Source organism: Thermoflavifilum thermophilum (assembly GCF_900116565.1).
Taxonomy (GTDB): Bacteria; Bacteroidota; Bacteroidia; order Chitinophagales; family Chitinophagaceae; genus Thermoflavifilum; species Thermoflavifilum thermophilum.
The window spans coordinates 1-13,520 of record NZ_FPCJ01000001.1; the positions used below are offsets into that span (position 1 = coordinate 1).

The following is a 13,520-nucleotide window of genomic DNA, read 5'->3' on the forward strand; positions in this document are numbered from 1 at the left end:
AATGGTTGCTCCGCTGCCGACACGATGCAGCTGACCGTCCATCCCTTGCCCATCGTCAACCTCGGCCCCGATACCGCCATCTGCCAGGGCGAAAGCCTCATGCTGGATGCTGGTAATGCCGGCGCCAGCTATCTCTGGAACTCCGGACAAACTTCGCAATCTATTACTGTCAACACCGCCGGACAATACTGGGTAAAAGTCACCAACAGCTTCGGTTGCTCCGCTGCCGACACGATGCAGCTGACCGTCCATCCCCTGCCCATCATCAACCTCGGCCCCGATACCGCCATCTGCCAGGGTGAAAGCCTCACGCTGGATGCTGGCAATGCCGGGGCAAACTATCTGTGGAACACCGGACAAACTTCGCAATCTATTACTGTCAGCAATGCTGGGCAATACTGGGTAAAAGTCACTAACGGCTTCGGCTGCTCCGCTGCCGATACGATGCAACTGACCATCCATCCCCTGCCAGTGATTCAGGTCTCGGGCGACACCGCCATTTGTCAGGGGTCTTGGATCACCTTATGGGCAAAGGAAAGCCCTCAGTATCAGGAAAACAACCATCAGCCATCCAGGTTCTTGTGGAGTACGGGTGTGCAGAATGACAGCATCCAGGTTCAAGTCAATCAGGATCTGGCTTTTTGGATTCGCGTCACCAACGCCTGGGGATGCAGCCAATCGGATACCATTCACCTGAAAGCGCTCCCCCTGCCCGACCTTCGACTGGCGCACGACACCAGCACCTGCGAGGGTCAATCCATTACCCTCGACGCCGGCAGCAATGGCATTCAATACCGATGGAGTACGGGCGATACCACCCAACGCATCACCCTAAAACCTTCCGAAGCAGAGGATGACAACGTGTATCGTGTAGAGGTCATCAATGCATTCGGCTGCATCGCCACAGATTCTATCCAGCTGCACGTGCACCCCCTGCCCAGGCTAAGTGTGGAAAAGCAAGTGAATATGTGCGAAGGACAACGCATCACCCTGCATGCCAACGCTATTTCAGGCGAAAATTATTCCTATCAATGGAATGACCAGTCCCATGCCGATAGCTTGAATGTTTCCACACCAGGCAGCTATTGGGTAATTACTTCCAATGGCTTCTGTCTGCGGATTGATACCATTCAGGTGAACTTGCTGGCCAATACATTGCCAAAACTAAACCCGGAAGCCACCCTTTGCCCCGATCAACCCCTGCAGCTCGATGTATCATCTCCCGATGCCATAGCCTATATGTGGAGTACGGGTGCAACCACCCCACGCATTACGGTTGACACACCCGGCCTGTACACAGTACTGATTAACGGAGCTGTGTGCAATTATACCCGAATAGATACCGTAAAAGTTACCCGTGGATTCCTGCCGACTGTGCAAATCCTGGCCGACGATAGCCTCATTTGCAGTGGCGATCGGATATTTTTACGTGCCATAGGCGAGCATGCAGAAGGCTACCGCTGGCAAAACGGAAGCTATGGGCCCAGTTTCACCGCCACTGAACCTGGTTTGTACCGGGTACAGGCTTTCAATGTATGTGGCATTGCATCTGATTCCATTTTGCTGCAACCCGCCGCCAATTGCGTGGGTGATATCATCATGCCCAATGCTTTTACTCCCAACAACGACGGGCACAATGATGTATTCAGGCCCAAAGTGCTGCATCAGGTATTCGACTTCGAATTGCGCATCTTCAACCGCTGGGGGCAACTCCTGTTTGTGACGCACGACTGGACACAGGGATGGGATGGTACCTTCCATGGTGCCCCCTGCGATGCTGGTGGCTATGCCTGGTGGGTGAAATACCGGGAAACACCCAACGGTCCGGTCTTGTTTAAGAAAGGCGTTCTCACTTTGCTACGATGATCTGGATAGTCCAGCTCCTATTCCTTCCCAATAGTTTGCCTTTCCCGAACCGGCATCGCTCGTTTACCAATTTGCCTCATTTCACGATTTGCCATCCCGTAAATTTGCCTATATCAAAACCAACACATCCTGTGAAAAACCACCGCACATGCAAAAGCGGATTTGTTTCATCACAAAGGATGTGTTATGCAAAAAATAATTACCCTTTTGTTTTTGCTGATTGCCCTGCAGGCTTGTTCAAAAATAGATGATCATTTTGCTGTACCGCAACAGCCAACCGTACAAACAGAAACCACACCCATCGGTCAGTTTACGGGATATGCACAGGGAAATACTGTGCATCTCACGTTTACCTATACCGGCGATTTGTCGCAGGTAGCAGCTTTTCGTATTTATTCAGGGACAGATAGCCATCAGCTGTGCGCCATCGGTGAATTGCAGATAACAACCCATAACACGCATTTCGAATTTGTAGATAACAACCCCAAAGGCGATCCAACCTATTATCTGATCGGGATTCTTGGCCAGGATGGACAAATCACCTATGCAAATACCATTTTGCCGGTTTCCCTGCATGCTCCACATAGCTGAAATCAAGCCACCTGGGCCTGACGGGGAATGATAAAAGCAATTACATCTTCCAGCGAAAGATTGGCCATTCCACAGGCTTCCATGATTTCTTCGCGCGATACATTGGCTGCAAATTTTTTTTCTCTGAACCTTTTCATGACTCCTTTGACTTCCATGCCGGCATATCCTTCCGGTCGCATCAGCGAATAGGCATGAATCAATCCTGAAAGCTCATCAAATACATACAGCATTTTATCCATCTGCGTAACGGGCATTACACCAAAATGGCGCGGGCCGTGAGAAGCAATGGCATGGATGATTTCCGGATCCTGATGTCGTTTTTCCAGTTCTTCTACAATACGGCCACAATGTTCATCCGGCCATTTTTCCCAGTCGGCATCGTGCAGCAACCCGGCCATATACCAGCGGTGCTGATCCTGTTCATTCAACTGCAAACGTTCAGCAGCCCAGCATTTCATCAGATGAGCCACCTGCCGCATATGCAACTGCAAACGCGGATTTTCAACCCATTGCTTCAGCAACTGCATGCCCTCTTCTAACGTCATTACCTTTCCGGCATCTTCCGCATGTCCGAATACATTTCTTCCGAGGTTTCTTGACATGATACCATTTTTTTAGGATGAAAATCAAAAATAAAATACAATCACCGAAAACACGAACCCTGGTTGATCCGACCTTTCAATCCGCCCATGCAGAAAAGCTCCTGTTGCTGGTATATCTTCACAACGTTGGGACAAAATAGTAAAATGAAATGCAGCCCGATTTTCTACTTAGATTTGTGGCCATGATAAAACGAAAAATAAACAACTGCCTTTTTCGCATTATAGTCGTGTTCTGGCTGATGCTGGTGGCTGGATTGGGGGAAACAGGCTGTCACCATACAGATGAAAAATATACTGCAGAGGAGCAGGCCATATTGCACCAGGGGAAAGTGGGCCAGATCACAGATTCCATTGCTTCTTTCCCTGACAATCCCGAATTATATGCCCATCGTTCCCAGGAACTGGCCAATATCCAGCAATTCAAACTGGCCGGTATGGATATCCGGAAGGCTTTGCAACTACGTCCTTTGGAAGCCCAATACAATTTTCAGCTGGGTGAGTTGTATTTTCAACAGGACAGCCTGCAAAAAGCTGTTACATACCTGCGCCGCGCAGTGGAGCTCAAAAGCCAGAGCCTGGTATATCAGATGGAATATGCCAATGCGCTTTATCATGCCGGATCGTATTCCGAAGCGCTTCGGGTACTGGAACGAACAAGCAAAATGTATCCGCCGGTGGCTGAAATTTACGGCTTGCAATCGAGGGTTTATCAGGCCATGGGCGATACAGCTGCTGCTATAGCTTCGATGCGGGAGGCCATCAAACGTTCGCCCGACAACTATGAAGCCATTATGGCCATGGGTGATTTGCTGGCTGCCACAGGCAATCCGCAATGCCTGATCTGGTACCGCCGTGCTGAAAAAATAGATACCACGGCTGCTGAACCCATTTATGCACAAGCTGCATTTTATGAAAAAATGCATCAGCCCGGGCAGGCTATTTCATTATTGAATCATTGCATCAATGTGGATGCATTTTACACGGATGCCTATTTGTTGCTTGCAAAAATTTATCTGCAGCAACACGCGTTCAATAAAGGGCTGACCATTCTGAACTTGGCCCAACGCATGGCACCTGCCAATGACCGGGTTTACTTCCTGCGCGGCAGCTGCTGGGAAAAAATGGGTGATACAGCACGTGCGATGCAGGATTATCGCCGTTCTCTGATATTCAACAAAAAAGCTGAAGATGCCCGGCAGGCTTTGCAACGATTGGGCATACAACCTTAAACCATTAAAACTGATTCCTTTGGACAGACCCGTTTTGATAGCACCCTCTTTACTCGCAGCCGATTTTCTGCATCTGGCCGAAGCCGTGGAACTGGTCAACCAAAGCGAGGCCGACTGGCTTCATCTGGATATCATGGATGGCATGTTCGTACCCAACATCAGCTTTGGTATGCCGGTGGTGGAAAGTGTGGCCAGGCTTTGCCACAAGCCTATGGATGTACATCTCATGATTGTGCAGCCGGAGAGATATATTGACGTGTTTCACCAGTTGGGTGTGCATCACCTGATCTTGCATTATGAAGCCAGTGTACATCTGCATCGTTATGTGGAATACATCCATCAGCTGGGTATGCAGGCCGGTGTAGCTTTAAATCCGCATACACCGGTAAATGTGCTGAAAGATATTGTGCACCTGATAGATATTGTGCTGATTATGAGCGTAAATCCGGGATTTGGCGGACAGGCCTTTATTCCCCACAGCCTGCACAAAATCCGCGAAGCAAAGGAATTGATTCTCAAAACCGGCTCAGCAGCTAAAATCGAAGTAGATGGAGGCGTAGACTTGCAAAATGCAGCTCAAATTATTCAAGCTGGTGCCGACGTATTGGTGGCAGGCAGCAACGTGTTTCGGGCTGCTGATCCCGCACGGGCCATTCATCTGTTGAAACATGTTTTGTAAGTAAACAAGAACCTTCAGGAATGAGAAATGTCGGCAATGCGCTGAATATCTTCTCTCGATAAGGGCTTCACAAGATAACCCGTTACGCTGGGATATTGATGTGCACGCAACCTGTCATGATAATTGATGGATGATGTATAAATGAAAATCCGTACAGAAGCAAGTAATCCATCGCGTATTTGCTCAAATGCATCGAGAAATGCCCACCCATCCATCACCGGCATGTTTAAATCCAGCAGAATTACTTCTGGCAATGCCTCAGGCTCGGTCTCATGTGCCCGGATATAGTCCAACGCTGCCTGCGCCTCATGAAAACTGATTACTTCTTTTACTACTTCTGCTTTCTGAAGCATTAACACCGCTATCTGCTGATGAATGGGATCATCGTCAATCAAAAAAATTTTCTTTAATGGATATTGGGCCATGCAATTAAAATCTGATAATGCTTAATACTTTCAAAAGTCCAGCACAAGTATAGACCGAAATTTACAAAAGCTTTACACCTATTTTTTGAACTTTGCAGTAAAATTAGCGAAAGTAGTCAATTAAGCTACAAACTATCCGATATCTGGTTATATCGCTTACGTATTTTTAAAAAATCTTTTTAAATTTGGCTGATTTGGATGTTAAAAAAGGAGATTCAACTTTGACAGAAACAATCATTAACCTCGAAAACATCAACCCCATTGAATTTTTTGGGGTTAACAACGGAAAATTAGATATCCTGAAAAAGCGTTTCCCTTTATTGAAAATTTTATCACGGGGAACCCAAATCAAGCTCTCAGGCTCACCGGAAGAAATTGCCTTGGCCAGGGAAAAAATCACGCAAGTGGTTAAATACCTGGAACGCAACGGTCATCTGAGCGATCATTATTTTCAGCAGTTGCTCGATGATGAAGAGGGAGTGGATATTTTCAGTGATCGCAATCCGGAAGACATTCTGGTGTTTGGTCCCAACGGCCGCATTGTCAAAGCCCGTACACCCAATCAGCGCAAACTGGTGCGCATGGCCGACGAACACGATATTGTGTTTGCCATTGGTCCGGCCGGTACGGGGAAAACCTATACAGCCGTGGCGCTGGCCGTACGTGCCCTGAAAAACAAGCTGGTCAAAAAAATCATTCTCACTCGCCCAGCCGTGGAAGCCGGCGAAAGCCTTGGATTTCTGCCAGGCGACCTGAAAGAAAAAGTAGATCCTTATCTGCGCCCACTTTACGATGCGCTGGACGACATGATTCCTGCCGATAAGCTGAGCTATTACATGGCTAACCGCATCATTGAAATTGCGCCACTGGCCTATATGCGGGGCCGTACGCTCGACCACTCCTTCATTATCCTGGATGAAGCCCAGAATGCTACCGATCTGCAGCTGAAAATGTTTCTCACCCGCATAGGCCCTTCGGCCAAGGCCATCATCACCGGTGATCTCACCCAGATTGATTTACCCAACAACCAGAAATCAGGCTTACAAAAGGCCATCCGTATCCTGAAACACATTGAAGGTATCGGACACCTGGAATTGAATGAAGAAGATGTGGTGCGCCATAGGCTGGTGAAGGCTATCATCCGGGCTTATGAAAACGATCAGGCTCGGCAGGAACAACAATCATCATCCGAAAACAACCGGAAAAGCCAGTCGTAACCATGCACGGTTGAATTCCTGTTCAGCGCTTTGTTTTTGTGAATTAGGCCTTTCCGTGTATTTTTGCCCATCCATTTCACCATGAAAGTATCGGGTGTAGCATATGTTTATACAGGCGTGCTCTGGCTTATCAGTTTTTGTAGCTGGAGTTGTCACACTCATAAATCCATGACACCAGAAGAAGTTGCCAGCTCATTTATGTACGCCCTGCAACATGCCCATTATGATTCAGCCAAACATTATGCTACTCAGGATAGTTATGAAATGATTGACTTAGTAGCCAGCATTGCTGAAAGCACGCCACAAGGCAAAAAAAAGATTCAACAATCTGAAATCGTGGTGCAGAAAGTATTCATACAGGGCGACTCAGGTTATGTGACTTATCTGAATAACACAGTTCATACCACAGAAACATTTCCTTTGGTGCTGGAAGCAGGTGAATGGAAAATCCGTTTTGCCCATCAGTTGCCCGTTCCCGATTCCAGCAGTGCAGAACAAATTCTTCCACCAGCCGACACTTCAAATCCGTGAAACATGATGGCAGCACATCCCTGGCATGATATTGCAATTGGCGATCAGGCTCCCGAAATTGTAACCAGTGTAATTGAAATACCCAAAGGTTCACGCGCAAAATATGAACTCGACAAACAAAGCGGCTTGTTGAAACTGGATCGGGTATTGTATTCCTCCGTATATTACCCGGCCAACTACGGATTCATCGCCCAATCACTTGGTGAAGATCATGATCCGCTCGACATCCTGGTGCTTTCACAAATTGATATGCAGCCATTGTGTGTGGTGCGGGCAAAAGTGATTGGCGTCATGCAAATGATTGACAATGGCGAGGCCGATGATAAAATTATAGCTGTAGCAGCTGATGATGTAAGCATCAATCACATTGACGATATCGACCAGCTGCCCGCACATTTCATCAAAGAGCTGCGTCATTTCTTCGAAGAATACAAGGCTTTGGAACATAAAACTGTTGTGGTGGAAGAATTTCAGAATAAAAATGTGGCCTTCGATGTCATTCGTAAAAGCATAATAAATTATCAGAACACATTTTCATCGTTGCATTCATAATGCTACCAATTTGCTTTAATCATTCGACATGGGCTTCGGATCCGGGTAAATTGCTTATTTTATTGAATGCTCATGTACAGGTTTCAGCAAATTATCATTGAAGACTACAAATTCAACCTGTTTATTTTCAATTTTTGTTATCTTCCCGCATAAACGATTCTTATGGCAACGTACAAACGCATCAACCTTATCACAGGCTGGATCGTATGCATCTTTGCCTCAATTGTATATATCCTAACCCGCGAAGCCACAGGTAGTTTCTGGGATTGCGGTGAATTTATTTCCTGTGCTTACAAGCTGCAGATCCCACATCCACCGGGTGCTCCGCTTTTCATCTTATTAGGCCGTTTATTCATTATTCTTTTCAGCGGTAGCCTCAACGCCGTGCATCCCAGCACCACAGCTGCATTGGATGTAAACCTGCTTTCAGCCCTGGCGAGTGGTTTTACTATTTTATTTTTATTCTGGACCATCACTTATTTTGCCAAACGTCTACTGATCAATCAGCAGGAACAGCCATCAGCTGCACAAACCATTGCCATCATGGGTGCCGGTGTGGTGGGAGCTCTGGCTTATACTTTTTCGGATTCCTTCTGGTTTTCAGCTGTGGAGGGCGAAGTGTATGCCCTTTCTTCCTTATTCACCGCACTGGTATTCTGGACAATGATCAAATGGGATGAAGCTGCAGCCCGCCAGGATCCAGATGCAGACCGGTGGATTGTTTTAACCTTTTACCTGATGGGCTTGTCCATCGGTGTACATTTGCTTTGTTTGCTGGTAATTCCAGCTGTAGTCATGATATATTATTTGCAACGATATCCCATCAGCCGTCGAGGTGTTGGGTGGGCTTTTGTAATAGGTTGTTTGCTCACGGGTTTTGTGCAAACTTTTGTAATTCGCTATAGTGTCAAACTGGCTGCATTGTTCGATATCTTTTTCGTAAATAGTTTGCATTTGCCTTTCAATTCCGGTTCTTATTTCTTCATCATCTTGCTGGCTGCATGTATCGCTGCCGGTATCATCTGGACAAAAAGAAAACAAAAATATCTTTTGCACCTTGGCCTGTGGTGTTTTGCTTTCCTGATGTTTGGTTATGCTACTTATTTTACTACCCTGATTCGTTCCAATGCCAATCCGGCTATCGACATGTATAACGTCGATAATCCCATTTCCCTGCTGGGTTACCTGGATCGTGAACAATACGGCGACTGGCCTATTCTGTATGGTCCTTATTTTACTGCCCAACCCACCGGCATCAAAGAAACAGGCAATATTTATGAAAAAGGAAAAGATCGTTATGAAATTGTAGGCAAAAAAGTCAAATACACCTATGCCAGCTCTGATATGCATCTGTTCCCGCGGGTCTGGGATAATAACAATTCCCAACATCATGTCGATTTTTACCGCGACTGGCTGGGACTGGCGCCCAATGAACAACCTGGTTTCATGGATAATATCAAGTGGTTTTTAGGTTATCAGATGGGATGGATGTATATGCGTTATTTCCTGTGGAATTTCAGTGGAAGGCAAAATGATATTCAAGGGCTGGGTAATCCGCGCGACGGCAACTGGATTACTGGTATATCTTTTATTGACAATTGGCGATTGGGCGATCAAAGCAAAATGCCCGATAGCTTGAAACATAATCAGGCACATAATCGCCTGTTTGCATTGCCATTGATATTGGGTTTAATAGGATTGTTTTTTCAACTCAACCGCAGGTTAACTGATTTCATGGTAGTGCTGCTATTGTTTTTCTTCACCGGGCTGGCTATTGTAATCTATCTCAACCAGGCTGGACCACAGCCACGTGAACGTGATTATGCATACGTGGGTTCTTTTTATGCTTTTGCCATTTGGATTGGATTGGGTGTGTTGTGGGTATATGAAAAACTACTTGCTGTTTGGAAACAAAAAGCTCATTTATCAGCTGTTACCGCATCGGTGATTTGTTTGCTGGCCGTGCCCGTGCTGATGGGATTTCAGGAATGGGACGATCATGATCGCTCACAAAAAACCCTGCCGCGCGATGTAGCAAAAGATTATCTGGAATCCTGCGCACCTCATGCTATTCTGTTTACTTCGGGCGATAACGACACCTATCCGCTCTGGTATGCACAGGAAGTGGAAGGGATTCGCACCGATGTGCGTGTGGTGAATTTAAGTTTATTGGGCGTTGATTGGTATATCAATGAATTGCGTTACAAGGTGAATGATGCCGAGGCTGTGCCTATGATCTGGCAGCCTGAGCAATATTTTGGTGATCGCAGAAATTACATCCGTTACTTTGAATTGACTCAAATGCCCAAAAATCAATATTTCAATCTGGAAGAAGTATTGCATTTTATGGGCAGTGATGATCCCAAGGATCAGTTGCAGGATCAATATACAGGTGAACGCATCAATTTCCTGCCCACGAAAAATTTGTATGTACCAGTTGACAAAGCAACCGTGCTGAGAAATGGTACCGTGCCATTCAGCGATAGTGCCAGGATAGTTTCAGCTTTGCAGTTTACCCTGCAAACCAATATCCTGTTCAAGAATGATCTGATGGTGCTCAATATCATAGCAGCCAATCACTGGAACAGACCTATTTATTTTACCAGTCCATTACCCGGTAATCAACTGGGATTAAATCAATATTTGCACAACGAAGGCATGGTCTATCGGCTGGTGCCTGTAGAAAAGCCAGCAGCTGCCGCCATGAGTGAAACCGATACCCTATACGCATCCTCCATGTATGCTACCATGTTGCATCGGTTTGGCTTTGGTGGAGCTGATCGGCCCGGTACTTATTTCGATGAAACCAACCGGGGCATGTTGCTCAATATTCGCAATGCCTTTGCCAAAGAAGTGCAGGCATTGGCTATCGAAGGCAAGAAAGACAGCGCCTTGCAGCTATTGCATTATCTCAATAAACACATGTTGCCGCAAGACGTACCTTACGGCTATACTTCATCCGGTAATCTGCACAACATATCATCTCTGCAACTTACCTATGCGAGCTATCTGGCAGGTGATAGCCTGTTAGCACATACTATTAGCAAGGATGTGATACACGATTGCCAGCAACAAATACAATACTATCAGGCACTCGGCTCTCTTCTTACCAACGATCTGGCCGACGATAAACAACGTGCGGACATGATTATTCAGCAATTGCAGCTTTGGGAGAAATCTTTCCGAAGCGATAGCCTGGAACACCCGCTGATGGAAGAGGATGAAGAATAAAGACCCAACTTAAATATGCTTTTCAATAAAAATATTGGAAGTAAAAAAGCTTCCGATGTTTTTTCAATACAACTACAAATTGATTTTACATGCGTTTATATGCATATCGAAAGCCAACCCAAAGCATAACGTTTAATCGTTCATTCGACAAGCCCATTAAAATATTGGAAAGCTGAAGAAAAAATTAAATAAATCCAATTTAACAAGCCACACTCAATGGTTGGATTGCTTGACAGCCAAGGATTCTACTATTCGAATAAATTCTTCAGCCTTCAGCGAAGCCCCACCTACCAATCCACCATCCACATCAGGACAGGCAAAGAGTTCCGCTGCATTGGAAGCTTTTACACTTCCGCCATAAAGAATTGTGATGTCGTCGGCAATGCCTGCATGATAACGGTTGGCTATCAAATTACGGATAAATGCATGCATATCCTGCGCCTGTTGTGCCGTAGCATTTACCCCAGTACCAATAGCCCATACCGGTTCATAGGCAATCACTATCTGCCGCAATTGTTCTTCTGATAAATGAAACAAACTTTCCTGCAATTGTTTTTCTACATAGGCATTTTGCGCCTGTTGCCGCCTGATATCAAGCGGTTCACCGCAACAGAAGATGGGCTTTAATCCTGATTGCAGAGCTATATTTATTTTTTTAGCCAGCATATCGTGTGTTTCATGAAAATACTGGCGTCGTTCGGAATGGCCGATGATCACATATTCCACGCCTATAGACGACAACATGGGTGCAGCAATTTCACCCGTGAAAGCACCGGATGGTTCAGTATAACAATTTTGGGCACCGATATGAAATTCCTTGCGATCAAGAAAACGTTCGCGTAACAACATCAAATAAACGAAAGGCGGACAAATAACTATTTCCTGATGATGCTGCAAATGAAATGCTGCAGCGTGCAGCTGATCAGCAAGCAACCTAACCTCATCAAGAGTTCCGTGCATTTTCCAGTTTCCAGCAACAATTTGTTTTCTCATGATACTTTTGACTGTACGGGTAATTCAGATAAATGATGATGATACAAATGAGAGAATATCTGACGTTGAACTTCTGATAGCGATTGTTGTTTGAGCTGCATCCAGGCATCGGCATCCTGCAGGGCTTTTTGCAAATCATACCGCATCCAGCGATCTGCCCCACCCCAGCTGAATGAAGGAATATGCTTGGGAGGAAAATCACCCCCAAAGATATTGCAGGAAACACCAATCACAGTGCCCGTATTCAGCATAGTCCCAATGCCACAACGGGAAAAATCGCCCATCAACACGCCGCATTTTTTACCTGCCGGCACATAAGCCTGCACGGCCTGGTTCCAAATGCGTACTGTGCCAGCGTTGTTCTTGATATTCGAACTGTTGGTATTGGCACCCAGGTTGCACCATTCGCCCACCACACTATCGCCCAGATAACCTTCATGAGCTTTGTTGGAATAGCCTAATATGACGGCGTTCTTCACTTCTCCGCCAATTGTACACCATGGACCAATGGTTGTGGCTCCGTATATGCGTGTACCCATCTTGATGACGGCGTTCCGGCAAATGGCTACCGGACCGCGAATGGTGGTGCCTTCCATGATTTCGACGCCTTCATCAATAAACACGGGTCCAGCTTCTGTATTGATGATACTGGCCAGAACCCGTGCATGCGGTCCCGTGTACACCGGATGTTTGCCAATGACGGTGGATTGAATCCACTCGCCCTGTTGCAGATCCGTATTTGCCGATCCAAATAACAATTCCCAATCGCGTTGTATCTCTCTTCCATTGTATGTAAACACATCTGTCAGTGAATGAAGTATATGCAAGCGTTGGTTGTAGGCAATATGTTTCAGCGTATCAGCATATGCAGCTGCTTGAAGCCTGGAATAGATATCTGCCGGTGTAATGTCTTTTTCGTGAAAAGCAATCAGCTCTCCTTTGGGGGTGAACAATCCCTCACCTGGAGCCAATTGTTTCACAACATGCCAGAAATCTTCATCAGGCAATAGATGCGAAGCAATGCCCACCACATGATCGGGTTTTTCGGGAAGAGGATACAAAGCCTGGAGATAGGGTTCGGTGCAGATATGAACAGGCAGACCAGGTAAAAGATAAGACCATTTTTCCCGCAGGGTGAGAATGCCCACGCGAAAATCGGCTATGCTTCGCGTCAGCGAAAGAGGATATAGATGCTGGCGAACAGATGGATCATCAAATAAAAGAATAATCATCGGCGCAAAAATACAAAAGCCTGTGATGCACACAGGCTTTTGCAGGTTTTATTTTTTACGTGCAGCTTTGGGCTTTTCAGCTTCTTCAGGAGCCGCTGCCTGATCGGCTTTTTGATAACGTTTGCGGAATTTTTCAATGCGCCCTGTAGTATCCACCAGCACTTTCTTACCGGTGAAAAAGGGATGCGAGGTATTGGAAATCTCCACCTTTACCAGCGGGTACTCCTTCCCATCTTCCCACACGATGGTCTCTTTCGACTGTGCGGTGGAACGGCTCAAAAAGCTATACCCATTTGACATATCCTTGAACACCACAAACCGATAATCCTGAGGATGAATGCCTTCTTTCATGATTGTTTGTTTTGGACAGCA

General features: G+C 46.1%; 13 protein-coding genes. 8 read left to right on the forward strand and 5 right to left on the reverse strand.

The features are described 5' to 3' along the window. Positions 1-1,866: T9SS type B sorting domain-containing protein (locus BM367_RS00005; protein WP_143103904.1), on the forward strand; the 1,866-nt coding region annotated here is incomplete at its 5' end. Between the two features lie 186 nt (positions 1,867-2,052). Continuing rightward, on the forward strand, positions 2,053-2,457 hold the full coding sequence (locus tag BM367_RS00010) for a hypothetical protein (protein ID WP_092455949.1): 405 nt from the start codon (positions 2,053-2,055) through the stop codon (positions 2,455-2,457). Positions 2,458-2,459: 2 nt separating this feature from the next. Here BM367_RS00010 and BM367_RS00015 read toward each other — a convergent pair whose 3' ends face one another. Next, the gene (locus BM367_RS00015) at positions 2,460-3,059 is read right to left on the reverse strand and encodes an HD domain-containing protein (protein WP_092455954.1); all 600 of its coding nucleotides are present in this window, start codon (positions 3,057-3,059) and stop codon (positions 2,460-2,462) included. Positions 3,060-3,241: 182 nt separating this feature from the next. Between BM367_RS00015 and BM367_RS00020 the strand changes: the two genes are divergently transcribed. Together BM367_RS00020 and rpe are read left to right on the forward strand one after the other, a co-directional pair. Continuing rightward, positions 3,242-4,288, forward strand: a complete 1,047-nt coding sequence (locus BM367_RS00020) for a tetratricopeptide repeat protein (RefSeq protein ID WP_177224038.1) — start codon at positions 3,242-3,244, stop codon at positions 4,286-4,288. A 19-nt stretch (positions 4,289-4,307) separates the two neighbouring features. Further along, positions 4,308-4,967, forward strand: a complete 660-nt coding sequence (gene rpe, locus BM367_RS00025) for a ribulose-phosphate 3-epimerase (RefSeq protein WP_245759853.1) — start codon at positions 4,308-4,310, stop codon at positions 4,965-4,967. Positions 4,968-4,981: 14 nt separating this feature from the next. Here the strand turns inward: rpe and BM367_RS00030 are convergent, their stop codons facing one another. After that, positions 4,982-5,392 carry a response regulator gene (locus BM367_RS00030; protein ID WP_092455963.1) on the reverse strand — a complete coding sequence of 137 codons (411 nt, stop codon included), beginning with the start codon at positions 5,390-5,392 and terminating at the stop codon, positions 4,982-4,984. A 221-nt stretch (positions 5,393-5,613) separates the two neighbouring features. On the opposite strand from BM367_RS00030, the gene BM367_RS00035 reads away from it, so the two are divergent. The 4 genes from BM367_RS00035 (at position 5,614) to BM367_RS00050 (ending at position 10,923) form a co-directional block, all read left to right on the forward strand. After that, on the forward strand, positions 5,614-6,609 hold the full coding sequence (locus BM367_RS00035) for a PhoH family protein (RefSeq protein ID WP_092460820.1): 996 nt from the start codon (positions 5,614-5,616) through the stop codon (positions 6,607-6,609). An 81-nt stretch (positions 6,610-6,690) separates the two neighbouring features. Continuing rightward, entirely contained in the window at positions 6,691-7,140 is a 450-nt protein-coding gene (locus BM367_RS00040; protein ID WP_092455966.1) for a nuclear transport factor 2 family protein, read from the forward strand. 3 nt (positions 7,141-7,143) lie between these two features. After that, the gene (locus BM367_RS00045; RefSeq protein ID WP_245759854.1) at positions 7,144-7,692 is read left to right on the forward strand and encodes an inorganic diphosphatase; all 549 of its coding nucleotides are present in this window, start codon (positions 7,144-7,146) and stop codon (positions 7,690-7,692) included. A gap of 162 nt (positions 7,693-7,854) precedes the next feature. Next, positions 7,855-10,923, forward strand: a complete 3,069-nt coding sequence (locus tag BM367_RS00050; protein WP_092455969.1) for a glycosyltransferase family 117 protein — start codon at positions 7,855-7,857, stop codon at positions 10,921-10,923. 213 nt (positions 10,924-11,136) lie between these two features. Here BM367_RS00050 and tpiA read toward each other — a convergent pair whose 3' ends face one another. From tpiA to BM367_RS00065, 3 genes are read right to left on the reverse strand one after another with little or no spacing between them, the layout of a single operon-like run. Beyond that, positions 11,137-11,916: a triose-phosphate isomerase gene (gene tpiA, locus BM367_RS00055; protein WP_092455973.1), complete on the reverse strand. Its 780-nt coding sequence runs from the start codon at positions 11,914-11,916 to the stop codon at positions 11,137-11,139. Continuing rightward, a complete protein-coding gene (locus BM367_RS00060; protein WP_092455976.1) occupies positions 11,913-13,148 on the reverse strand; it encodes a putative sugar nucleotidyl transferase in 1,236 nt (411 codons plus the stop codon). The genes tpiA and BM367_RS00060 overlap by 4 nt, the downstream gene beginning before the upstream one ends. Before the next feature lie 48 nt (positions 13,149-13,196). After that, positions 13,197-13,499 (reverse strand): type B 50S ribosomal protein L31, encoded by a 303-nt coding sequence (locus tag BM367_RS00065; protein WP_092455980.1) that lies wholly within the window; start codon positions 13,497-13,499, stop codon positions 13,197-13,199. Positions 13,500-13,520: the final 21 nt, after the last annotated feature.

Bases quoted from the DNA above. Each gene is read 5' to 3' on its own strand.
- tpiA (WP_092455973.1), bottom strand. From the start codon at position 11,916: ATGAGAAAACAAATTGTTGCTGGAAACTGGAAAATGCACGGAACTCTT.
- BM367_RS00060 (WP_092455976.1), bottom strand. From the start codon at position 13,148: ATGATTATTCTTTTATTTGATGATCCATCTGTTCGCCAGCATCTATAT.
- BM367_RS00015 (WP_092455954.1), bottom strand. From the start codon at position 3,059: ATGTCAAGAAACCTCGGAAGAAATGTATTCGGACATGCGGAAGATGCC.
- BM367_RS00040 (WP_092455966.1), top strand. From the start codon at position 6,691: ATGAAAGTATCGGGTGTAGCATATGTTTATACAGGCGTGCTCTGGCTT.
- BM367_RS00030 (WP_092455963.1), bottom strand. From the start codon at position 5,392: ATGGCCCAATATCCATTAAAGAAAATTTTTTTGATTGACGATGATCCC.
- BM367_RS00020 (WP_177224038.1), top strand. From the start codon at position 3,242: ATGATAAAACGAAAAATAAACAACTGCCTTTTTCGCATTATAGTCGTG.
- BM367_RS00010 (WP_092455949.1), top strand. From the start codon at position 2,053: ATGCAAAAAATAATTACCCTTTTGTTTTTGCTGATTGCCCTGCAGGCT.
- BM367_RS00045 (WP_245759854.1), top strand. From the start codon at position 7,144: ATGATGGCAGCACATCCCTGGCATGATATTGCAATTGGCGATCAGGCT.
- BM367_RS00050 (WP_092455969.1), top strand. From the start codon at position 7,855: ATGGCAACGTACAAACGCATCAACCTTATCACAGGCTGGATCGTATGC.
- BM367_RS00065 (WP_092455980.1), bottom strand. From the start codon at position 13,499: ATGAAAGAAGGCATTCATCCTCAGGATTATCGGTTTGTGGTGTTCAAG.